Annotated in this window: 21 protein-coding genes and 1 pseudogene; 9 read left to right on the top strand and 13 right to left on the bottom strand. The window is 39.0% G+C overall.

What is annotated here, in order from left to right; all coding sequences use genetic code 11:
- Positions 1-38 precede the first annotated feature (38 nt).
- Together B9N65_RS04395 and B9N65_RS04390 are read left to right on the top strand one after the other, a co-directional pair.
- Positions 39-608: a hypothetical protein gene (locus tag B9N65_RS04395; protein ID WP_087582959.1), complete on the top strand. Its 570-nt coding sequence runs from the start codon at positions 39-41 to the stop codon at positions 606-608.
- On the top strand, positions 601-1,071 hold the full coding sequence (locus tag B9N65_RS04390; RefSeq protein WP_087582958.1) for a FixH family protein: 471 nt from the start codon (positions 601-603) through the stop codon (positions 1,069-1,071). The genes B9N65_RS04395 and B9N65_RS04390 overlap by 8 nt, the downstream gene beginning before the upstream one ends.
- Positions 1,072-1,152: 81 nt before the next feature.
- Here B9N65_RS04390 and B9N65_RS11235 read toward each other — a convergent pair whose 3' ends face one another.
- From B9N65_RS11235 to B9N65_RS04375, 3 genes are all read right to left on the bottom strand, one after another.
- Complete coding sequence (locus tag B9N65_RS11235; RefSeq protein WP_257640028.1) at positions 1,153-1,281, bottom strand: hypothetical protein; 129 nt, start codon at positions 1,279-1,281, stop codon at positions 1,153-1,155.
- 90 nt (positions 1,282-1,371) lie between these two features.
- Positions 1,372-2,472 (bottom strand): Na+/H+ antiporter NhaA, encoded by a 1,101-nt coding sequence (locus B9N65_RS04385; protein ID WP_087582957.1) that lies wholly within the window; start codon positions 2,470-2,472, stop codon positions 1,372-1,374.
- A 340-nt stretch (positions 2,473-2,812) separates the two neighbouring features.
- The gene (locus tag B9N65_RS04375) at positions 2,813-3,400 is read right to left on the bottom strand and encodes a flavin reductase (protein WP_087582956.1); all 588 of its coding nucleotides are present in this window, start codon (positions 3,398-3,400) and stop codon (positions 2,813-2,815) included.
- A 150-nt stretch (positions 3,401-3,550) separates the two neighbouring features.
- Between B9N65_RS04375 and B9N65_RS04370 the strand changes: the two genes are divergently transcribed.
- From B9N65_RS04370 to B9N65_RS04340, 7 genes and pseudogenes are all read left to right on the top strand, one after another.
- On the top strand, positions 3,551-5,896 hold the full coding sequence (locus tag B9N65_RS04370; RefSeq protein ID WP_087582955.1) for a PD-(D/E)XK nuclease family protein: 2,346 nt from the start codon (positions 3,551-3,553) through the stop codon (positions 5,894-5,896).
- Positions 5,893-8,712, top strand: a complete 2,820-nt coding sequence (locus tag B9N65_RS04365) for a RecB-like helicase (protein WP_087582954.1) — start codon at positions 5,893-5,895, stop codon at positions 8,710-8,712. Before B9N65_RS04370 ends, B9N65_RS04365 begins: the two co-directional genes overlap by 4 nt.
- A gap of 80 nt (positions 8,713-8,792) precedes the next feature.
- A complete protein-coding gene (gene rplM / locus B9N65_RS04360; RefSeq protein WP_002939292.1) occupies positions 8,793-9,221 on the top strand; it encodes a 50S ribosomal protein L13 in 429 nt (142 codons plus the stop codon).
- Between the two features lie 2 nt (positions 9,222-9,223).
- Complete coding sequence (gene rpsI / locus B9N65_RS04355) at positions 9,224-9,613, top strand: 30S ribosomal protein S9 (RefSeq protein ID WP_002939337.1); 390 nt, start codon at positions 9,224-9,226, stop codon at positions 9,611-9,613.
- 155 nt (positions 9,614-9,768) lie between these two features.
- On the top strand, positions 9,769-10,785 hold the full coding sequence (locus B9N65_RS04350; protein ID WP_087582953.1) for an OmpA family protein: 1,017 nt from the start codon (positions 9,769-9,771) through the stop codon (positions 10,783-10,785).
- 72 nt (positions 10,786-10,857) lie between these two features.
- Positions 10,858-11,496: an HAD family hydrolase gene (locus B9N65_RS04345; RefSeq protein ID WP_087582952.1), complete on the top strand. Its 639-nt coding sequence runs from the start codon at positions 10,858-10,860 to the stop codon at positions 11,494-11,496.
- A 306-nt stretch (positions 11,497-11,802) separates the two neighbouring features.
- Positions 11,803-12,081: pseudogene (locus B9N65_RS04340) on the top strand (hypothetical protein); the annotation flags it as partial.
- A 50-nt stretch (positions 12,082-12,131) separates the two neighbouring features.
- Here the strand turns inward: B9N65_RS04340 and B9N65_RS04335 are convergent.
- From B9N65_RS04335 to B9N65_RS04290, 10 genes are all read right to left on the bottom strand, one after another.
- Positions 12,132-12,743, bottom strand: a complete 612-nt coding sequence (locus tag B9N65_RS04335) for an NAD(P)/FAD-dependent oxidoreductase (RefSeq protein WP_087582951.1) — start codon at positions 12,741-12,743, stop codon at positions 12,132-12,134.
- 58 nt (positions 12,744-12,801) lie between these two features.
- Positions 12,802-13,365, bottom strand: a complete 564-nt coding sequence (locus B9N65_RS04330; RefSeq protein WP_087582950.1) for a MotE family protein — start codon at positions 13,363-13,365, stop codon at positions 12,802-12,804.
- Entirely contained in the window at positions 13,365-13,787 is a 423-nt protein-coding gene (locus B9N65_RS04325) for a flagellar export protein FliJ (protein WP_087582949.1), read from the bottom strand. Before B9N65_RS04325 ends, B9N65_RS04330 begins: the two co-directional genes overlap by 1 nt.
- On the bottom strand, positions 13,784-15,034 hold the full coding sequence (locus B9N65_RS04320) for an adenylosuccinate synthase (RefSeq protein WP_087582948.1): 1,251 nt from the start codon (positions 15,032-15,034) through the stop codon (positions 13,784-13,786). The genes B9N65_RS04325 and B9N65_RS04320 overlap by 4 nt, the downstream gene beginning before the upstream one ends.
- A 2-nt stretch (positions 15,035-15,036) precedes the next feature.
- Positions 15,037-15,897 carry an ATP phosphoribosyltransferase regulatory subunit gene (locus B9N65_RS04315; RefSeq protein WP_087582947.1) on the bottom strand — a complete coding sequence of 287 codons (861 nt, stop codon included), beginning with the start codon at positions 15,895-15,897 and terminating at the stop codon, positions 15,037-15,039.
- The gene (locus tag B9N65_RS04310) at positions 15,890-19,942 is read right to left on the bottom strand and encodes a diguanylate cyclase domain-containing protein (protein ID WP_257640027.1); all 4,053 of its coding nucleotides are present in this window, start codon (positions 19,940-19,942) and stop codon (positions 15,890-15,892) included. The genes B9N65_RS04315 and B9N65_RS04310 overlap by 8 nt, the downstream gene beginning before the upstream one ends.
- A gap of 120 nt (positions 19,943-20,062) precedes the next feature.
- Complete coding sequence (locus tag B9N65_RS04305) at positions 20,063-20,692, bottom strand: NAD(P)H-dependent oxidoreductase (protein WP_087582945.1); 630 nt, start codon at positions 20,690-20,692, stop codon at positions 20,063-20,065.
- A 111-nt stretch (positions 20,693-20,803) separates the two neighbouring features.
- Positions 20,804-21,826: a selenide, water dikinase SelD gene (gene selD, locus B9N65_RS04300; protein ID WP_087582944.1), complete on the bottom strand. Its 1,023-nt coding sequence runs from the start codon at positions 21,824-21,826 to the stop codon at positions 20,804-20,806.
- Positions 21,823-22,425: a sulfurtransferase-like selenium metabolism protein YedF gene (yedF, locus tag B9N65_RS04295; RefSeq protein ID WP_009295368.1), complete on the bottom strand. Its 603-nt coding sequence runs from the start codon at positions 22,423-22,425 to the stop codon at positions 21,823-21,825. The genes selD and yedF overlap by 4 nt, the downstream gene beginning before the upstream one ends.
- A 146-nt stretch (positions 22,426-22,571) precedes the next feature.
- Complete coding sequence (locus B9N65_RS04290; protein ID WP_087582943.1) at positions 22,572-23,519, bottom strand: formate dehydrogenase subunit gamma; 948 nt, start codon at positions 23,517-23,519, stop codon at positions 22,572-22,574.
- Positions 23,520-23,530: the final 11 nt, after the last annotated feature.

Genomic DNA, 23,530 nt, shown 5'->3' with positions numbered 1-23,530 from the left:
TCAGTACTTACGCCAAATCACCTATTTGTAGGTTAAATTTGAAGAAATTTGCACTCATTTTTATCATTTTGCTCTGGCAAAATTTGGCTTGGGGTGCAAATTTTGTTATCAATGATGATGGAATTTTAAGCCAAAAAGTGAGTCAAAAGCTAAATGAGATCGGCAGCGAGCTTTATCAAAAAAGCGGCATAAATTTAGTAGTTGGTGCATATAAAGATGGCGAGCTAAGCGAGCTTTTTAAAGAGCAAAATTTGAGCTCGCCTTTTGTATTTTTAGCACTCATAAAAGATAAACAAAAGGTTGAAATTTTTAGCGATACAAACACTTCAAAGCTCTTTAGCAAAGAGCAAATTCTAAGTGTAAATCCAGAATCAGGCACCATTATCCCCATTTTGGTCTCAAAAAACGGCAAAGATGTCTATAACGCCGCTATCTTAAACGGCTACGCTGATATCGCCGAGCAGATCGCTGAGAGCTTAAATTTAAAGCTAGAAAGCGGCATCGGTAGCTCGAATAAGACAACTTTAAATTTCTTGCGAATTTTCATCTACGGCTTGATAGCATTTTTCGTGCTCATCATCTTTTATAAAAAGGTAAAAAATGGCTAAAAAGAGCTTTTGGCCTTACGGCATCGTGCTTAGCATAGTCGCTATCATCTTGGCTTGTGCCGCAACCATCGTTGTTGCGATCAACAACCCAGTCGAGATAGATAGCGCTTATATGCAAAGTCATCAAAGCGTCGATGAAAACATCACATTTATAAAAGAGAGCGAGGCTAGATTTGATGAGAAATTTGGTCTTAAATTTGAGCCAGAATTTAAAGGTTTGCAGGGTAAGTTTAAATTTCTTCTAACGCCAAAAAGTGGCGAGATTTCAAGCCTTAGCTATGAAATTTTACTAACTCGCCCACAAACAAACAAAGACAACAAAACATTAAACGCCTCATGGCAAGAAAATGAGCTTATAAGCGAGAGTGTTGGCCTAAAAGAGGGCAGGTGGCAGCTACTTTTAAGGCTAAGTGACAAGCAAGATACGAGATATTATAAATTTGATTTTAACGCTACAAGATAGGCTAAATTTGCATCCAAAAGTTTTTAGCCAAGGTCAAAATCAAATTTAAATTTTCGCTTTCTAGCCAGCCAAAACGCCAGATCAAACCTCTTTAAAACCAAAATTTAATCCCAAACGCTTGCCAGTTGTAACATACTCTTTAAATTTATAGATTAGAGGCGAGTATTTTTTAGTATCTAGCTTTTCATCTTTTAACAAATTTTCATTCACAAATATGCCAACTATCCTGCAAGTGACGATACAAAACCACTCCTTTATCTCGCACTTTATCTGTATCTTGCACTCTTTTATGCGCGCGCTTTAGTTTTTGGCGCTAAATTTAAGCAATATAAACCCCGCGGCACCCGAAACTACCGAACCTAGCAAGATAGCGAGCTTGTCGGTGTAGGCAAAGGCGTCCGTGTCGTTGTAGGCTAGGCCGTTAATGAAAAGGCTCATCGTAAATCCTACGCCGCAAAGCACGGCGATGCCGTAAAGCTGGATGAAATTTGACCCCTCGGGCAGCTTGGCTAGCTTAAATTTGATCGCTAAAAAGCTAAATCCAAATACTCCGATTTGCTTGCCGACGAAAAGCCCCAGCGCCGTGCCTAGCGCGACCGGAGACAAAATCTCGTCCAGTCCGACGCCTCGCAGTGAGATGCCTGCGTTTACGAAGGCAAATATCGGCAGCACGCCAAACGCTACCCAGCCGTGCAGGTCGTGCTCGATGCTTTTTAGCATAGATTTGCCCGGCTCGTCTTTAAAGCTAAGCGGTATGAAAAAGGCCGCCACGACGCCGGCAAGCGTGGCGTGAACGCCTGATTTTAGCACCGCTACCCACATCACCGCGCCTACGATCAGATACGCCGCCTTGCTCTTTACGCCGAGTCTGTTTAGCACAAAAAGCGCGGCTAGACAAACGCTCGCGCAAAGGTCGTCGACGATCGCTAGCGTCATGAGGAAAATTTTTAAACTAGTCGGTACGCGAGGCCCGAGTAGGCTCAAAATCCCCAGAGCAAACGCGATATCCGTCGCCGTCGGTATCGCCCAGCCGCCAAGCGCGAAGGAGTCGTGCTTCGTAAAAAGATAGAAGATAACCGCGGGCACTATCAGGCCGCCTGCCGCGCCGATCGCTGGCAGCGCGATTTGCGACGGGTTTTTTAGCTCGCCCTCCAGCACCTCGCGCTTTAGCTCAAGTCCGATGAGAAAGAAAAATACCGCCATCAACCCGTCGTTCACCCACAAGATCAGGGGTTTGCTTAGTCCGTATTCGCCGAAGCTCATGGTAAATTTGGTATTTAAAAATTCATTGTAAAAATCGCTCAAAAACGTATTTTGACACAGTAGCGCCGCGACCGTAGCGATCATCAGCAAAATCCCGCCGCTGGCTTCGTGTTTTAAAAACTCTTTTATTCCGCCCATTTTGCTTCCTTTTTATAAATTTTGGCGATTATAACGTATTTTTACGCTCGCATAAAATTCGGGCGAATTTGACTATAATCAAGTCAAATTTAAAGGTAAATTTAGTAGACGCGTCGCTAAAATTTGCCATGCCGCGCTTGCGGGAGCGGGACGCTTGCGCACGGTTTTTATAGATTAAGGAGCGAAAATGAATGAAATTTTAGATATATGTAAGCGTGCAAAGGCTGTTTGCGTCGAGCTTTTGAGACTTGATAGCAGGGCTAAATTTGCATCCAAAAGTTTTTAGCCAAGGTCAAAATCAAATTTAAATTTTCGCTTTCTAGCCAGCCAAAACGCCAGTTCAAACCTCTTTAAAGCCAAAATTTAAGCCCAAACGCTTGCCAGTTTTAACGTACTCTTTAAATTTATAGATTAGAGGCGAGTATTTTTGCGTATCTATCTTTTCATCTTTTAACAAATTTTCATCCACAAAGATGCCAACTATCTTACAAGTGACTATGCAAAACCACTCCTTTATCTCGCACTTTTCTACGATCGTTTCTATCTGTATCTTGCACTCTTTTATGCGCACGCTTTTTGCCTTTATGCCTGGCTCTTTGTGCAAATTTGCCACCTTAAATTTATCACTTTCGTAGCTGTATCCAAGGGCTCTTTTCTCCTCTGGCACCTCCTCGTCGCCTGTTAGTTTTTCTATCTTTTTTATAGCTTCAAGCAAGCTCTCATCACATAAATTTAGCGTGATATCTGAGCCATTTTGGATATTTTTATAGCCTTTGTTATCAACTCCGATGCCAAGCACCACGCTATCTCCTAGCGTCCAAGAGGATGAAAGCACGGTGATATCATCTCGCCCTTTTTGATCTTTTGTGGTGGCAAGCAAAACTGGAAAGCCGTAGTAAAAGCCAGATCTGTTTAACTCTTTATGCATTTTTGCTCCTTTTTGAAATTGTAGCCCCCAGCACTTTAAGGCTTAAATTTTTAATGAATTTAGAAAAATTTTCAAAGCTTAGCTTAAGTGAGAAAAAGCGCTCTTTTATCAGCTTTTGGCTATCATTTTTTAAAAATTTAAGAGAGAAAAATGCGCAATCTAAATCAACTTTTCGTCTTTACAAACTCGCGTAAGATCAGGGAATTTAACGCTGGTTTTAATGACGAGCTAATCCCAAAAAGCCTAAGCATCGCTGAGTTTTACAAAAAGGCTGTTTTTGTAAATGGCCGCTTTGAGTGCGATAGTACCTACGCTTTAGTGCTTATGAACAGAGCCTGTGCCAGCGTCAAAGAGGCAAACTTGGTGCTTAAAATCCCAACTGAGTTTTTTGAGTTTTTGAAAAATAACGACTATCTTTTTTCATTTTTTAAAGAGCTTGCCATCAGCAAAAAGAGCATTGAAGAGATAAAATTTAACGACATTTATGCTGATTTTGAGGAGCATTTAAGCATACTTGAAGTGGTTTTAAAAGAGTATGAGAGCTTGCTTGATAAAGAATATCTTTATGATGATATAACCTTGCCAAAAATTTACTCTATAAACGAAGCTTACATAAGAAGTTTTAGTGAAATTTCACTGCACATTGATGGCATTTTAAGCGAGTTTGAGTGGGAAATTTTAGAAAAAATTTCAAAACTAACCACGCTAAAAATTATCTTTCAAACTAGCGTTTTTAACAAAAAACTAATCGATAAGATAAGGCAAATTTCAGCCATTAATGAGCTTGAAAACTATAAAAAATATGAGCTAAATTTAAACACAAACGAGCTAACTTGCTTAGAAAATATCACAAAATTTGAGCCAGTTTTAGTAAGAAATTTCGCCACAAGAAGCCTGCAGTGCGCCTATGCCATGGCCAAGGTGAGCGAGTTTGTGCGTGAGGGCATAAAGCCTGAAAACATCGCAGTCATATTGCCAGATGAGGGCTTTAGCGAGATTTTAAGGCTTCATGATAGCGCTAAAATTTTTAACTACGCCATGGGTGAGAGCTTTAAAAATACAAAATTTTACGAAGCGCTTTACTACATCACAAGAGCGATCAATGAAGAGGCAAGCCCAGTTTTTGATCAAAGTAAGTGTGAGAGCTACGAGGAGCTTGGCTTTATTTTAAGCGAATTTGGCGTGAGTGAGCAGCTTTTTGAGAAATTTAAGGCTAGTTATTTTGAGCCATGTGAATTTGGCAAATTTAAAGAGCTAATAGATGAGCTTTTGGTGCTTGAAAATGAGCCAAGGTGCGAAGAGAAGCTCGCACTTGAGCTTTTTAGGATGGAGAATTTATGCAGGTATTTTAGCTTTAGCCTAAAACAGCTAAGTGAAATTTTCTTGCTAAATATCTCACGCCTAAGCATCGATGATGTGGGTGGCGGAAAAATCAGCGTCATGGGCATGTTAGAGAGCCGCGGGATGAAATTTGATGGCGTTATCATAGTTGATTTTAACGACAACTTCATCCCAGCAAGAAGCGCAAACGAGATGTTTTTAAACTCAAAAGTGAGGCAAAAAGCGGGGCTTATAAGCTATATTGAGCGCGAGAATTTGCAGAGATTTTACTACGAAAGCCTCATAAATAACGCCAAAAAAGTGGCGATAAGCTGCTGCGTAAATGAAGAGAGCATACCTTCAAGATTTTTAAAAAATTTCAAAACGATAAAAGATGAAAAATTTAGCGATGAGGCCTATTTGAAGCTATTTTTAAAAGGAGTTGCGAGCTTAAATTTAAGTGACGATGAGGTTATTTTAGAACATGATTTCTTCGCAAACCCACTTTCGTTTTCGACGCTAAATTTATTTCTAACCTGCCCAAGGAAATACTACTACACAAAGATAGCTCACATAGATGCGGCAAAAGCTATTGCAAGTGAACTTGGCACAAAGCAAGGAAATAGCGTTCATAGCGCACTTTTTGAATACTATACGAGTGAATTTTATAAGCAAAATAACACCTTTGATCTAGCCGTTTTTAAAGAGATGCTAGCAAAGCAAAATCTTACGCCACTTGAGTTTGAAATTTGGGCGCATAAATTTAAAGAGTATGAAATTTACGAAAACGAGCGTTTAAGGGCTGGTTTTAGAGTGCTTGAGTGCGAAAAAGAGATGCAAAGCGAGTTTTGTGGCGTGCAGATAAAGGGATTTATCGATAGGATCGACGTTGGCGCAAACGGCGACGTGCTTATACTTGATTACAAAACGGGCGAGGCAAATGTAAATTCGCTCCAGCTTGCCTTTTATGAAGCACTTTACGGCGGAGAGGTGCGAAGTGCCTACTATGCCCTAAAAAACGAGCCTAGCTTACTATGCCCCAAAAAAAGTGTAGATGATCTAGGCGGCGAGATAGAAAAGCTAAAAACCATAAACAAAACCAAGATAAATTTTGAAAGAAAGAGCAGTGCTTGCGCATTTTGCGAATACGTCACACTTTGTAGGAGAGAGTTATGAAAAATTTTTTAGCCCTAAAAGCAAGTGCTGGAAGCGGTAAGACCTTTGCACTAAGCGTTCGCTACATCGCTTTGGTGCTTCGAGGCGAAAATATAAACGAGATCGTCGCTCTAACTTTTACAAAAAAGGCAGCAAACGAGATGAAAGAGCGCATAATCGCAACTTTTTTGGACTTGCAAAACAAAAAAGGTGAGCTTGAAGCGGTGTGCGCGGAGCTTTATATAAGCCAAGATGAGGCGATAAAAAGGCGAGATGAGAGGCTTAGCGTGTTTTTGCAAAGTGAGCTAAAAATTTATACATTTGATGCGTTTTTCTCTGGGATTTTGAAAAAATTTAGCCAAAATTTAGGCATTAGCCCTGATTACAGCGTGCAAGATAGCTTGCAAGATCTGGCGTGGAAAAAATTTGTAAAAGAGGCGAGCAAAGATAAAAAGCTTCTTAGCGAGCTTGCCTTAATGATGATCATTTCAAGCCAAAAGGAGGCTAGCTTTTCGCAGACTTTGGCGAAATTTTATGAGAGCTTTGGTGGCGAGCTAAAAGATAGTGGCGCAAGCTATCCAGATGATAGCAAGGTAAGGGCAGCGCAAATGGCGATAAATGAGTATATAGGCTTGCAAAATGGCGCTAGCGATGTGGCTAAAAAGACATTTGGCGAGCAGAATTTATTTGAGCTATTTAAAAGTAAAGTTTTTGCTAGAGAAAGCCTAGATTACCGCACTTTTAGCAAAATTTACACCCCAGAGCTTGATAGGCTCTTTTTTGAGCTAAAAGAGGCAGCAAAAAACTACATTTTAGAGGTCGAAAGGTATAGGCTAAGTGGCTTTAGCAAGCTATTAAAGCTTTATAAGGCGTCAAATTTAGAGCTAAACAAAGAGATAAATGCGCTAAGTTTTGCTGATATAAACAAGCTGGTTTTTAAGCTTTTGGTGCAAAATTTGGATAAAGAGGCGCTTTATTTTAGGCTTGATGGCAGGATAAATCACCTCTTAGTTGATGAGTTTCAAGATACAAACGTGATCCAGTATGAGATCATCTTGCCGCTCATCGCTGAAATCGTCTCTGGATACGGACAAAACGGGCTTGGAAGCTTCTTTTACGTGGGCGACACGAAGCAGAGCATCTATAAATTTAGGGGTGGCAAAAAGGAGCTTTTTGACAAGCTTGGAGATGATTTTAGTCAGATAGATATAGAAAATTTACCAAGTAACTACCGCAGTTTAAAGGCTTTGGTAAAATTTAATAACGCCGTTTTTGAAGAAATTTATCATAGATATGGGCTTAGCTTTGAGCCACAAGAGCCAGCTAAAAAAGATGAGACGCTAAGCTACGAGGTAAGTGGCGAGTGTGCGTATTTTGAAGTAGAAAAAGATGACTACGGCTACTTGCGTGTTCTAAGCGATGAAGATATCGCAGGTGCGGTCGTTTCGCAAGCAAGTGAGCTTTTAAAAGCTGGCGTAAATGCAAGCGATATAACCGTGCTTTGCTGGAAAAATAGCGACATTAGCCTCATCTCAGAAGTGCTTAGTAGCGCAGGGATAAAAAGCGTCAATGAAGGCACTTTGGAGCTAAAAAGAACGCCACTTGTTGCAGCGATCATCGAATATGCGAAATTTTGCCTATTTAAAGAAGAAATTTATGAAAAAAATGTAAAAGCGCTAGTAAATGCAAATGTCAAAAAACTAAATATAAAGCCAGAGGTGAGCGCGACAAATAGCCTATTTTACCTAGCTAAAAATTTAGGCATAAACATGGCAGACGTTGATATCTTGAGACTGTTTGAGCTAAGCGCGGGGTATAAAAATTTAAGTGATTTTATATTTAACCTTGAAAACTTTAGCTCTAAAATCAGCCCAAAAAGCAGCGACGGCGTGAGAGTGATGACCGTGCATAAGTCAAAGGGGCTTGAATTTGCTCACGTCATAGTTTGCGACATGATGGGTAAGGGCAGGGGCGATGACTCAAATTTCATAACCGAATACAGCGAAAAGGGCGAGTGGATCGTAAAGAGTAAAATTTCAGGTAGAGAAAATTTTGATAGCGACTACGCAAGCGTTTTAGAGCAGATGAAAGAGCTTGAAAATCAAGAAAATATCAATAAAATTTACGTCGCTTTCACGAGGGCAACAAAGTCGCTCATCATCATCAAACAAGCCGTCCCAAGCGGAAATAGCCCAAGCTTTTTCTCGTTTTACACAAGAAGCGACAAGAGCGAAGCAAACGACTATCTTGATCTAAAAGAGTTTAGCTTTGGCAAAATTTTACCTAGCAAAACTGAGCAAAAAGAGCTAAAAAAAGATGAAAAAATGCCTGAAATTTTAAAGATAGAGAGGCAAGAGGTAGAGGCAAAAGAGCAAAAGACGAGTGGTAAAAATTTAAGTGCGATATATTTTGGTCTGGCGTTTCACTATCTGCTTGAGATGAGCGAGAAATTTGATGAAATTTCACTAGAAAAAGCTAAAAATTTGATGCTAAATAAATTTCATAAATTTTTACCACTTGAGGCACTTGAAGATGCCTTTTCTAGGGCAAAAATGCTTATAAGAGAGCCAAAATTTATAGAGTGCATAAAGGGTAAAGAAATTTATAAAGAACAGCCATTTAAAGTAAAAAATGAGCTAAAACAGATGGACCTTTTTTGCTTTAATGAGCGTGAAATTTGTGTGATTGATTATAAAACGACAGATAAAAATATAGAAGAGAACAAAAAACAGGTAAAAGAGTATAAAGATGCGCTCGCTAAATTTTATGAAAAACATAGTATAATCGCCGTCATTTTCTATGCACTTGAAGGCAAAATTTCATATATTGAAGTTTAAACGCTACTTAATTTAAGCTTTGTCAAAGCATTGTTTAAATACAATCACAACTCAAAAATTAACTTGGCAAAGGTAAGAAAATGACAAAAATAACAAAGCCAAACGAAGTTAAGCGAGACTGGATCGTAGTTGATGCAGCTGGTAAGCGCTTTGGTAGATTGCTAACTGAGGTAGCAACTATACTTCGTGGCAAAAACAAACCATGCTTCACGCCAAACGTAGATTGTGGCGACTATGTTATCATCATAAATGCTTCTAAAGTAGAATTTACTGGTAATAACAAAGCTGAAGATAAACTTTATCACAGACACTCAGGATATTTTGGCAGCGTAAAGAGTGAGAAATTTGGCGATTTGATAGCAAATAAGCCAGAAAAACTATTTAAATTAGCTGTTCGTGGCATGCTTCCAAAGACAAAACTTGGAAGAGAGATGATAAAAAAACTAAAAGTTTATGCTGGCAGTGAGCATCCTCATACGGCACAAATAGCTAAAAAAGAAGGAAAATAATTATGGCAAAAGTTTATGCAACTGGTAAAAGAAAAACTGCCGTAGCAAAGGTTTGGATAAAGTCTGGAAGCGGTAAAATCGTAGTAAATGGTATGGATCTTAACACTTGGCTTGGCGGTCACGAGGCTATCAAGCTTAAAGTTATTCAACCACTTTTAGTAACAAAACAAGAGAGTTTAATAGACGTAGTAGCTACAACTTTAGGTGGTGGTTATTCAGCACAAGCTGAGGCTTTAAGGCATGGCATTTCACGTGCTTTAGCTGATATGGATGCTGATTTTAGAGCAGCGCTTAAACCAAAAGGCTTACTAACTAGAGATTCTCGTGTTGTTGAACGTAAGAAATTTGGTAGAAGAAAGGCTAGAAGAAGCCCACAATTCTCTAAACGTTAATGGTTTTTTGCAAGTGCTTTTGCATTTGCAAAATTTAGGTTATGTAAATTGTCAGATTTACATTAAGAATTTGGTTATAATTTAAAGTTGATTTATTTTTATTTAGGTAAAATTATAGTCAACATTAAAAATCCCTATTTGAAAGGAATTCTATTATGAAAACGATTGCTTTAGCTATGGTTGCCGCAACAGCGGTTTTTGCGTCTAACGCAGCATACAACTATGAGATCACTCCAACTATCGGTGGTGTTCATCCAGAAGGAAATCTACGTGTAAAAGACCACAATTTTGTTGGTATTAGAGCGGCTAGAAACCTTGAAGATTTCTTCTTTGATCAAGTTGAACTTGGTGTTGATTACTCTCAAAAACTAAAAGAGAGAACAGGTAACGTTGTAAGAGAGGGTAGAGCTCTTAGATACCACGCTAACCTTGTAAAAAATATCGTTGACTTTGGACCGGTTAGCCTATATGGTTTAATCGGTGCTGGTTATGAAGATGTTCCAGCTATTTTTGTTAAAAACGAAGATGGCGGTTTTGGTCAATATGGTCTTGGTTTAAGATACCAAGTAACTGATAGATTTGCTCTTAAAGCAGAGGCAAGAGACGCTATCAAATTTGAGCACGCTGATCACAACCTATTCTATTCACTAGGCTTTGGAATCGGTCTTGATTCAAAAGCAGCTCCAGTTGTAGCAGCAGCTCCAGCAGCAGCTCCAGCAGCAGCTCCAGCTCCAGTTCTTGATGATGACAATGATGGCGTGCCAAATGATATCGATCAATGCCCTAACACTCCAGCTGGTGTAGTTGTTGACGAAAGAGGATGCGAGAAAGTTATCGTTCTTAGAGACCTAGATGTTAACTTTGCATTTGATAGCTACAAAGTTGGACCAAAATATGCAGCTGAGATCAAAAAAGTAGCTGACTTTATGGGCGAACACCCAGATTATAAAGTTGTACTTGCTGGTCACACTGATAGCGTAGGTGCAGAAGCTTACAACCAAAAACTATCTGAAAAAAGAGCAAAAGCAGTGGCTGAGGTTCTTGCTGGTTACGGCGTAGAAAAAGCTAAAATTTCTACAGTTGGTTACGGCGAACTTAAACCAATCGCTACAAACAAAACTAAAGAAGGTCGCGCTCAAAACAGACGTGTTGAAGCTACTTTCAATAAATAATTTTATTATTTAAAATTACTTCTTTAGGGCTTGGCTTCGGCTGAGCCCTTTTTTATTTCTGCGGAGATTATCATGAAAAAAACTATACTTTTTGACTTAGATGGCACACTTATAGACTCTACTTCTGCTATTTTAAAAGGTTTTGATGCGGCATTTTTAGCTCACGATAAGAAAGAACCTGATCATGATGCACTAAAATCTCTAGTAGGATATCCGCTTGAAATAATGTTTGAAAAACTCGGTGCCAAAAAGAATTTAATAGGTGAATATGTAAAAGAGTATAAAGCTTGCTACGAGAAGATCTATTTAGATGAGACTGTGCTTTTACCGCATGCTATGGATGCTTTAAAAGAAGCTAGTGTGTTTGCTGATATTGGTGTTGTTACGACAAAGACATCAAAATTTTCTATCATTTTACTTGAACATTTGGGCGTTATGAAATTTATAAAAACGGTTGTCGGACGAGATGATGTCGTTAATCCAAAACCAGATCCAGAACCTATAAATTTAGCTTTAAAGAGATTAGAAAAAGAAAAAGACAATGCGTTTATGGTTGGCGATACTATTATGGATCTAAAGGCTGCTAAAGCTGCTCTTATAACGGGTGTTGGCCTTACATGTGGATATGGTAAAGAGTTTGATTTGAGGCAGTTTAGCGAACATATATTTTCAAATCCACATGAGGCTGTCAGCTTTATCAAAGAAGCATAATAGTGAAAGTTTATTAAGGCTCCTAAGTCTGATACCTTTTAAGCGTAAGTTTATTCATAAATTTTTGTTTTTAACTTATTACAAAATTTAGATAGATAAAAAAAATTTATAATTTCATATCAAAAATTTCTGATACTATTTTATCAATCTAGATAATTCTTGCTTTTAATAAATTCTGCATTTTTTGTTGTGTTAGATAAAAATTGCTAGCAAAATATGCCAACTAATATGCTTGTATTAGAATTTACTAGGTAGAAATAGGCATTGAAAAAGAGCCAGAATTTATAGACATAGCACTTAATATAAGCTGGCGTGGAGGCTGAGTTTGTATATAAGATAAGCGAGGGTAGACCAAACGTTGAAGATAGGCTAAAAAATGGCGACATAGCACTTGTTATAAACACAAGCGATACTAAATCAAGTGTGGATGATGGCAAAAAGATCCGTCAAAATGTACTTAGATTTAAGATCCCTTACTTCACAACTATCCGCGCAGCACTCGCAGCTGCTAAGTCACTAAGCACGGTTCAAACTGGCAAAGCGCTTGAAGTAAAAAGCTTGCAAGAGTATCTAAGCGAGAGATAGTAATTTTAGTGGCAGTTTTATCTGTCACTCTAAATTTCACTTCTATTTAATTAACTATTTTTTAAAGCGCTAGCTACCTTTAGAGCACTTGCAAAGGCTAGATGTAAGTTATATCCACCAAGCATACCAGTGATATCTAAAACTTCACCTACAAAATAAAGCCCTTTTACGCTTTTGCTCTCTAAATTTTCATCTAAAAAATTAGTTTTCACGCCACCTTTTGTAACTTCAGCCCTTTCAAAGCCAAATGTCCCAGCTGGAGCAAAATGATATGCAAAAAGACTTTTTATGATATTTTTTTCATCATCATTAAATTCATAAAACGCTCTATCTTTTAAACCAAAATTTCTTAAAAACTCCAGTACAAATCTCTTTGGCAAAGGCAAAACTGAGCTAAGCTGTTTTTTACCATTTACTAAATTTTTCTCACTAAATTTAGGCAAAAAATTTATGCAAATTCGACCTTTTTGCCAAAAGAGTGAGGCATTTAGTATCGCTGGACCACTTATGCCTCTATGTGTAAAAAGAACATCGCCACTAAATTTATGGCTCTCATTTTTGGTATTTATCACTACATCTGCGCTTAGACTAACACCACTAAGCTCTTTAAACCAAAACTCATCTTTTTGCACGCTAAAGCCAACAAGAGCAGGTGTAAAAATAAGAGACTGGTAAGCAAATAGGTTAAATTTAGTTTTTTAGATTGGCAGTAAATTAAATTTACTGCATATTTATGCTTCCAGCTGGAGCGGGCATATCGCCTTTTTCATCTACAAATGGAGGCCCTTTTTGAAGTAGAGCAGTCACTTCAGAGGCAACCTTTGGATCCATCTTAGCCATGATGGTTGATATCTTTTTTGCATCAAGGGCGTAAAGTATGGTGGCCGCGTTTGATCTAGGCATTTGTGAGAGCACTTCGGCTGCTGCGCCATCTTTCATTTTGGCGTAGGATTCATTGACTTTATCAGTCGTCATCGTGCGAAGCTCTTTTAAAATTTTCTCATTTTTAGCGACAACTTCGTCAATCTCTTTGCGTTTTTGCTCAATCACTTTCATCGTCGCATTCAGATCAGCCTCTTTTTTGGCGAGCTTTTTGATGTTCTCTTCATAAGCTGCAGCTGAGCTTGCTCGAAAGACCTCTAGGGCTTGGCGCTGCTCGTCGATGACCTCAAGTTCCTTTGAAATTTCCTCTTTTCTAGCTTCAAAGATCTGAGTGCAATCAACCGGCACTTCAAAGCAAAATGCAAAATTTATGACCATAAAAAAGAGTAAAACAGCTCTCATTACGCCTCGCTTTTGGCTGCAAATTTCATAACCGCAAACTCATCAAGAGCAAGCGCTTCAGCCTTTTGTATGCGTTTTATCTCTTTTTTAAATTCTTCTTTTTCTAGATATTTCATCTTTTCATACTCTAAATTTGCATTTTTATATTTGTGTTCGTAGTGCAAGACCTCTTTTTTTGCTATCTCTAAGCTCTCTTTGCAGGCGCTTAGCTCGGCTCTTGCTATATTTATGAGCTCTAAATTTTCTCTTAGCTCGCCTATGTTGCCACTTTTTGGCAGGCTAAATTCGTTGAGCTTGGCCTTTAAGAGTGCTATTTTTTCTTCAGCATTTCTTACATTTAGCCTAGCAACGACGAGCTTAGCCTCTACCTTATCCATCTCCTGCTTTTTGACGCGGACGACGGAGGTAAATTTACTTTTCATCTAATGATCGTATCGCTTCTTTCAGGGCTTGTTGAGATATAGCCGACCTTCACGCCAGTTAGCTCCTCGATACGCTCGATATACGCTCTTGCGTTTGCTGGCAAGTCTTCATATCTGCTGATGCCCTTTACGCTATCCCAGCCTGCAAGCTCTTCATAGATAGGCGTTGCATTTTCAAGATCTGTTGGCACGTAGTCTATCGTCTCGCCGTTATATTGATATGCTTTGCAAATTTTTACCACTTCAAAGCCATCAAGCACGTCAAGCTTCATAAGCGCATAGGTATCGACGCCATCAAGCCTTGAAGCGTATTTTACGCTTACTGCGTCAAACCAACCACAACGTCTGCGGCGGCCTGTTGTTGTGCCAAATTCTTTACCGATCTCGCACATCTTATCGCCATTTGTGCCTTTGTCTTCAGTTGGGAAAGGTCCGTGTCCTACGCGAGTTGTATATGCTTTGATGACACCTATTACCTTGCCTATCTCTTTTGGATTTAGTCCAAGGCCTGTGCAAGCGCCAGCGCTTATGGTATTTGAGCTAGTTACATAAGGATATGTGCCGTGATCGATGTCAAGAAGTGTGCCCTGAGCGCCTTCAAGTAGGACTTTTTTATCTTCATCAAGCGCTTTCCAAACTAAATTTGTAGTGTTTGCGATAAATGGAGCAAGAACTTCTTTATATCTTTTTAGCTCTTCAAGTAGCTCATTTTCTTCAGGTATCTTTACGCCAAGAGCGTCAAATACTGGTTTATTTGTTTCAAAATCGTGCATCAAAGCATCGCACAAGCGCTCTGGCTCAAGTAGCTCGCCAACTCTGTGGCCGCTTCTACTTATCTTGTCTGCGTATGTTGGTCCGATGCCTTTACCAGTCGTTCCGATCGCTTTTTCACCTTTTAAGCGCTCTTTTGCTTGATCGACTTGGCTGTTGTAACTTAAATTTAAGTGTGCTTTGTCGCTTATATAAAGTCTGCCCTCTAAGTTGTCAAATTGCGCCATCTCAGTGATAAGCACTTCTGGGCACACGACGACGCCGTTGCCGATGATATTTACGATATTTTTGTGCAAAATTCCGCTTGGGACAAGGTGAAGCGCATATCTTACGCCATCGACCCAGATCGTATGACCAGCGTTGTGGCCACCTTGAGAGCGACAAATCATGTCATAGTTTAGTCCTAGCATATCAACTATCTTGCCTTTGCCCTCATCACCCCATTGAACACCAACTACTAAATCAGCCTTTCTCATTCTTACTTCCTTAAATTAATTTTTTCTTCTATCAATGCATCAGTATATACAGCGAACCCGCTGCTTGAAATATCGTCTATTTCATAGTTTCCACCACTTGCTAAGATGGCGTTATCTTTTAAAAATCTAAAAAATAAACTATCATAATATCTCATTTTTGAGTAATATAGCGGAACTATTCTTAAATTTTTATATTCTAGTGAGTTGGCTACGTTTTGTAAATTTTTTAGCGCCTCTTTTAGCTTATCAGGGACTAAATTTACTATCTCATCAAGCTCGCTAGCGTCCTTTAAAAGGGCTAGTTTGCTAAGCCACGGCACGTTTTGGGCTAAAATTTTTTCTAGCCATGAGTTTTCAAAAATTTCTATCTCTAAGTTTAAAATTTCGCAAATTATCCTTGGAATTTGCATGTTGCTAAGCTGTAAACAAGCGCCGATCTCAAGCTCGCTAAAGAGCTTTGCTACTATATTTATGCTCTTTAAAATGTCGTTTTCGCCGATAAGTTCAGCGCCTATTTGATAAATTTCTTGGCTTGGGTAGCGAAAGACTGGCTGGATGTAAAACCACCTCTTTGGCTCATTTGCTTTAAGCCTTCTAAGCACGATCCTAACGGTATCAACCGTGCTATCAGCCCTTAGGCTTATCTCGTGGTTTAGACTGTCGCTAAAGCGCAGAAGGTTTGTCGCATCCACGCTTAGATGTTGATGATACGAAAAAAACGGCGTTACGATCTCGCTAAAACCTTCATCTTCTAAAATTTCACTCGCTTTTTGCTCGATTTTTCTCTTTAGCTTCGCACTTTTTGCAAAGTAAAGTTTGCTTCCGTTTGGGATCTCGTGCTCATAAACATTTACATCACTCAACTCTTATCTCCTTACTAAAACCTAAATTTATATCGCACTCTTTGATGATGGAGACGGCTAGATTATAGAGTTCGCCGCTGTCACTACTGCTTGCTAGTTTGCTTAAATTTATGGAAATTTCTTGATTAAATTTACCTATATTTTTTATCTCGTCTTCTATTTTTTGTTTTAGGCTTTGTGTTAGTTTGTCGTCTTGATTTAAATTTGCTATCACTTCATTTGCAAGCTCTTTTAGCACGACTAAGCCTTTAAAAAGCTCGAAATTCTCGCTATTTTTATAGTCTTTTATGTGTAGATATGGTCTCTCAAATTTAAATGAAGCAGCATCTTTTGCCAAAAGTGCCAATGAGAAAATGTTGCCTTGAAATTTATCAAAACCAAGACCAAGTAAAAACTCAAGCGTTCTTTTGTCATCGATATTTTTTATAGTCGCATTTAGTCCAAATTTATCAGCCACAAACCTTATCATATTTATGCTCTCAAGCGCCTCTTTTGAGTTAAAGATATGCTGGCAAAATTTATTGTCTATATTAAAGCGGTTTGTCTTTAGCATGCCAAGAGCTTCTATCGAGCTTGAGTATGAGGCAAAGTCGTCAAGCGAGAAGTGTATGCCAAGCTCTTTATACTTTCTAACATAAATTTCTAAAACTTCTAAATTTGTAGCTGTTGCAGCGTCGATAACATCGATGATAAGCCCAGTTGGATCAAGGCTTTTATCCTCTTCAAATATCGCTTTAAATTTATGCCAAAATTCTTCTGTAAAGAGCTTTTTAACGCTTAAATTTACGCGAACCTTTGCGCTTATGCCATTTTCTAGCCACATTTTTCTTGCTAAAAGCGCCTCTTTTATCGTAAATAAAGCGATATTGCTCGATGCGCTACTTGTCTTTATGAGTGGTAAAAAGTCGCTTGGATAGATGATCTCACCATCTTTTCTCCATCTAATAAGCGCTTCAAAACTTAAAGTCTCGCCCGTGCTAAAGCTGATCTCTGGTTGAAATTCTAAAAACATATCGCCAGCGTCAAGCGCTTTTAAAATTTTTGAGCCATCTTCATACTGGCTCTTAAAATAGACATCTTTTTTCGCATCAAATGTATAGCTTCTGTTTTTGCCACTTATCTTGGCTTGATACATCGCCCAGTCGGCTCTTTGTAGCACATCATCAGCCCCAAGCTCACTATCAGCCAGCGCTATGCCTACGCTAGCGCTTGCTTTTAGTTTTAGCTCGTCTATCTTTACTTCATCTGAAGCTAGCCTTAGCATATTTTGCGCTATCTCATAGACTTCGCCTAAATTTTCGTAGTTTATGACGCCTACAAACTCATCTCCGCCTATCCTTGCAAAGATATTTTTGCCATTAAACATAGCGCCTATCTTTTCAGAGATAGCTACTAAAAATTTATCGCCTATTTGGTGGCCGAAGTTGTCGTTTATGCTCTTAAAATCATCCATATCAAGGTAGATGACGGCTATTTTTTGTTCATTTTTTTGTATGAGAGAATTTAGCTTGTTGTAGAGTAAAAATCTATTTGGTAGCTTTGTGAGCGGATCGTGATATGCGATAAATTCTAGATATTTCTCATTTTGTGCTTCGTTATTTGCAAGCATTGCTAGCATGATGTAGCCAGTTTTTTTCTCGTTCGCATCGATAAGCGGTAAAATTTCTATGACTTCAAGCTTGCTTTTGTTTTTATTATTTTCGCTCCAAACCTTGCCACTCCACGAGCCGCCTTGGTTTATAGTCTCTATGATCTGGTGTTTTATATCGCTTAAGCCTTGCTTTATAAAGGTGATATCCTTTAGATATACGCTATCTTTTGCGCCCGCACTTTCAAAAAATGCGTCATTTGCGTCAATAACCCTCATCTCCTCATCAAGCAATACGACCTCTTCTTTGCTAAATGAGAAAATTTTTGCAAGCAGGTCTTGGCAGACAAAGAAGCTATCTTCTAGGCTAAGGTCTCTTAATGTGCCTTTTATCAAGCTTACTTCGCCAAATTCGTCGTATTCAAGCGCTTTTGCCCTTAGTCTAAAGTGTAAAATTTCTTTATCTATGCTGTAAAGCTTGATATCTTTGATGTATGTTTGAGCATCTCTTAAGCTCTCAAAAAAGCTATAAAAACTATCAAACTCATCGACAAAGACCGACTTTGCTTGCTCGAAATTTAGAGTGCTTTGCGTGCCAAGAATTTTACTTAGCTCGTCTGAGATGTTGAGCATATCGCTTCTTTTATCCCAAGTAAAGACATTTGCCTCACTCGCCCAAAGCAGTGCCTTGCTCTCTTTGCTTTGTTTTTCAAATCTCTCTTGAAGCTTTAGCATGTCGCTAAGATCGGTAAATGAGTAGATGACCTTTTGCTCGTCTGCATCGATAAATTTAGCCTTTATCTTAAATGGAATTTTCTTGCCGTAAGCGTTTGTCATATTTGCTATGAAATTTAGCTCTTCATTTTTAAAGCTTGCTTGTAAAAAGGCTTTTTTACTTGCTAGCACGGCAGCTTTAAAGCTATCAAAGTCCTCGCTTGCGATGATATCTTCTAAATTTATGAGACCTTGGCTTTGGACGTTAAAAATTTTCTCGACATTGTTTGTGCTTTGGATGATCAAAAATGGCTCTTGTGCCGAAGCGATCGCGATGACATTTGGCGATAAAAAGACGTAGCTTTTGATGATATCGTCATTTCTTTGCGTCATCTTTTCTTGAGTGATATCTTTTATGAGTATGAAATTTAGCCTTGTGTTTTCTAGCTCAAAGCTACTTTGGGTTGCTAAAACGTCGATTATCTCGCCATTTTTACGCCTTAGCTTAGCCTCATAAGATATATCATTATTGATAGCGTTTTCTCTATCTTCTGCTAAATTTTTAGACTCATCTTCAAGTAGCTCTTTGATATTTAGATCTGCTACGTCATCTTTTTTGTAGCCTAGATTTTCTAAAAGAGCGTTGCTAATGTCCGTGATGACGCCAGTATAAGCGTCATAGACCACGATCTTTAAAAAGCTCTTTTCAAAGACATAGCCAAATCTACTCTCGTAGCTTTGTGCCGTCTCGTAAGCTTTATCTCTATCTTCGTAGAGTTTTTTGATGCTGTTATTTAGCGAGGTAAATTCTTTTATGTCAAATTCTTCATCAGTTGGCTTACTTTTATCTGCCGCAAAAAGAGCGATTCTAATAAATGGAGAGAGAATTTTATCTTTTATATATGAGTTATCACGTAGCCAAAGTATGCTAAATGCGACAAAACACAAGAATGAAAGCACGACTAGAACTAGCTGGATAAATATCTGTGCCTGCCTGCTAGAGCCTGTTATGACAAATAGCTTTTGCTCTTCTAGGTAGCTGATCTTGTAAAAATTCATATCCTTTAGTTTAAAAATGATCTTGTCAGCTTTAAACTCGCCACCTTGCGAGATGTATTTGTTAAAGTCCTCTTTTATAAATTTTCTATAAAACTCATCTCTTGAGAGGTTGCCATCTTTATCGACCAAAAAGACGTATGCGGCAAGGTTTTTATTGTAGCCTGTATCGACCCTATTTTTTAAAAGGTTTGGATTTAACTGGGCGAGAATTTTATTGCCATTTTTTAGCCCGTAAGCTATGTAGATATCTTTAAAGCGTCTATTTTTGTAAAATCTATCAGAGAGCCTAAACTCGCCTGCTTTGATATCTGAAAACCACGAGATATCGTAGTTATGTAACTCAAAAGCGCCCTCAAATTTACGCTCATAAAGCAAGGAGTTGTCTTTTGCTATCACGTAAAAAGCGGCGTAGAATTTACTTACAACAGTATCTTCATAAAATGGCTCTACGCCGTTTGCTATGAGTCTTGCCTTTGTGGTGATATTGTCTTTTACCTCTACAAATGTACTCACGATATTGTTTCTAGTGATAAAATTTAGTGTTGAAATTTCATATTTTATATCGTTTATGCCAGCAAATATGACAAAAAGTGCAAGAAAGATGAAGGCAAAAAGAAGTAGTGCTATCTTTACATAGAACCTCTTAAAAATCTGCAAAACTGGTTTAGCGCTATTTTTTTGCATTAAATTTAAGCCTCGCTTTTTAAAACTAGTCATGATTTTAACGCAAATTTACTTTTTTTAGCTTATAAAATGCCTTTTTGTTTAAATTTAAAGAGATCACAGGGCGTTTTGCCCCGTGACTTAGTAGATCCAAGTAACTACTTCAGATCTTTGTCTGCGTAGTTTTTCAGGTTGTGGATTTAGACGGTAGCCAAATGGCACTATGATAGCCACTCTTTTTTCGCTCTCATCAAGCCCTAAAATTTCATTTAAAGCGTGTCTGTCAAAGCCTTCGATCGGGCAGCTGTCAATCCCAAGGCTTGCGGCTGCGTTCATCATATTTGTCGCAGCTATCATGCACTGCTCGTGTGACCACTGAAAGGTTAGCTCATCGTCGTTTTTGAAATTTGATAGCAAAAAGTCGTTGTAAAATTTCTGCCTCGCAGCGATCATCTCAGGATCTTTACCTGCACGTCTAGTGATCATTTTATCCACATAGCTGCTGCCAACCTTTATCTCTTTGATCTTTGCTAAGACGACCACCAAATGCGAGCAAGATGTGATCTGCACTTGGTTCCACGAAACAGCTTTGATCTTTTCTCTAAGCTCCTTGTTTTGCACGACCAAAAAGTCCCACTGCTCAAGGCCAGTCGAGCTTGGGCTTAGTCTGCCAGCCTCTAGGATAAAGTCAAACTCGCCAGCGCCGATCTTTTTGCTCTCGTCAAAAATTTTGCAAGCGTGGCGAAATTTTAAAATTTCAAGATAGTTCATCATATCTCCTTTGTTAAATTTCTTGACATTATAAAGTGGTTAGGTAAATTAAAAGAAATTTAGAAATTTTATCATCTAGTGCATGAAAACTAGGCTAAATTTAGCCTAGAGTTAGTTTAAAAATATATCAAACTCGCCTTTTTGGATAGTTTCTGCGATAATGGCTGAGTGCTCATAGCCAGCCTCTTTTAGGCGTGATAGAGCTAAATTTGCCTCATTTTCGCTAACAGCTAGCAAAAGTCCGCCAGAAGTTTGCGCATCAAAAAGCAAGATATCAGCCTCTTTGCTCACAAAATGCTTTGCAAATTCGCGGTTTTTGTAGCTTCCCTCTGGGATGATGCCCATATCGGCAAATTCTTTCGCGCTTGCGATCACTGGCACATCTTTTTCAAAGACATTAAAGCTGATCTTGTCGTTTAACATCTCGCTCAAATGCCCTAAAAATCCAAATCCAGTCACATCGGTAGCGGCATAAACCTTGATGCCACTTAGTGCTTTTAGAGCATAGAAATTTAGCTGAGCCATGATGCCTGCGACCTCATTTATTTGTTCCATGCTTAGTAGATCAGCCTTGATCGCTGTGCTTAAGATGCCGCTGCCAAGAGGCTTTGTAAGGATCAAAACGTTACCAACTTCTGCTGTGTTGTTTGCCCAGAAATTTTGTGGGCTCACCTTGCCAGTCGCGCTTAGCCCATAATACATCTGCTGCGTCTCTATCGTGTGTCCGCCAACGATGACGCCACCACACTCTCTTACTTTATCGGCTCCACCTTGCAAAATTTCGCCTAAAATTTCAGGTGCAAGGTTGCAGCTATCAAAGCCCACGATATTTAGGGCGTTTATCACCTCGCCACCCATTGCAAAGACGTCGCTTAGGCTATTTGCAGCAGCGATCTGACCATAGATAAATGGGTCATTGACTACTGGCGTGATAAAGTCAAGCGTCTGAACGAGTGCTAGATCGTCTGAGAGCTTGAAAACGCTCGCATCTTCGTTTGAGCCGATGCTTGAGAGCAGGTTTGGATGAGATAAATTTAAACTACTAATCGTTTTGTGAAGACCCGACGGGTCAAGCTTAGCAGCTCAACCAGCGGCTTTAACGAACTGCGTAAGCTTTTTGTCGTGATAGATCATAGTTTGATTTGCTCGTGAGTTGAGAGTATGTCGATGATCTCATAAGCGTTTGAAATTTCGCCAACTGCAAGATCGCTTACTAGTTTATAAGCCTCCAAGCAGCTTCCGCAGCTTAAAATTTGAACGCCAGCAGCTTCAAGATCTTTAAGCGGCTTAAAGCTTGGATGTGAGCGGTTTGTCGTCATCTTAACGGCGTTATTTACGCAGATGATTATCTTTGGTTTTTTCTCTACTTGAAGAAGTGCACCTAGGAATTTTGATAGTAAATTTATGCCAACTTCGCCGCTACCTGCGCGCTCTTCGTTTAGATAGAGCACTTTTTCATTTTTTGGCGTGATATCGCAGACAAATTCATCAAAATTTGTAAGCTCAAGTGCGCTTTTGCCTTTGATGGCTAAAATTTTAGTCTCATTGCCATTGCTTTCTAGGCTAAATTCTATATTTTGATTTCTCAAAAATCTTGAGATATTTTCTTTTGGAGCTAGGGCATTTACGATGATCTCTAAGCTCTCTCCCTCATTTAAACCCTCAAGTGCGTTTTTAGTCATGATGACTGGTTTTGGACACTCTAAATTTCTGCAATCAATTGTTCTTGTCATTGTTTTTCCTTTGTGATTAGTATTTCAAACCTTGAAACTGATTTTGGATTATAGCTAAAAAATATTAATTTTTTAAAAGGATTTGTGCTGTGAAATTTGCTATAAAAGAGAGTTTGACCCTGCGTAAGTCGCAAGGTCAAGGCTAGTTATTTTAAATTTGTGTAAGATTTTTCGTAGTCAGATACCGGGATCTTGTTTTCTTTAACAAGCTCTTGATACCAGTAGTGGTGAAGCACATAGACCTCTTCTTCTTCTTTGTATCCAGTGATCATCGACCAGATAGCGCCATGTATAGCGATCGCAGCCATATAGATATGAACTAAGAAAAATACCGCACAGACGATGCCAAGGCAGTTGTGGATAACTACGCTATATCTTAAAAGATCGATTTGTTGGATACCAAACCAACTAGCAACTGCTGGCTCTTTGAAGTCTTGAAAATACATAATCGCACCAGTGATGATCATCACGATACCACCAGGGATAGCGATCCAGTACCATGCTTTTTGTCCTGCGTTAAATTTACCAGCTGGGACTGGTCTTTTCTTCTTTGATAGATAACCACCAACTATCATCATCCATCTGATGTCGTATACTGCTGGGAGCATTCTTTTTGTCCAGCTAAAGAGCATCGGTAGCACAGAAATAGCAAAGATCACAGTTGCTATCTCGTGCAAGTATCTACAGAAACGCACAAATGTGCCACCACCTAGCTCTGCACCCCACATGATGATGATACCAGTTGGCACCAAGATGATCCAAGAGATCGCAGCTAAACCGTGAGCTATACGTATAAATACTGAAAAAGCAAGCACTTTTTTGCCCTCATGACTAAAGTGTTTTGGTCCGATGATCAAGAAGTGTAGCACGAACGCGCCGATAACAGCTAAAATGATGGAAAGTGCAGCTATCGCGAAGTAGTCGTTGCCTTGTATAAAAGTAAATATCGGGCCCCAGCCATGCTCATAAGGCTTGATATTTTCTATCCTCTGTGCTGCCCAAATGGTGCTGTCATATTGATTGACGCCAGTTGGTCCCTCAATGGCCATTGCCGCAACAGACAATGTAAAAAGTAGAGTAAGAATTCTCGTCATTTTATTCCTTT

The sequence above is a fragment of the Campylobacter concisus genome, assembly GCF_002165815.1.
Classification (GTDB): domain Bacteria; phylum Campylobacterota; class Campylobacteria; order Campylobacterales; family Campylobacteraceae; genus Campylobacter_A; species Campylobacter_A concisus_BH.
The sequence above is the reverse complement of the archived record's forward strand: the minus strand, read 5'-3'. Positions and strand labels throughout refer to the sequence as shown.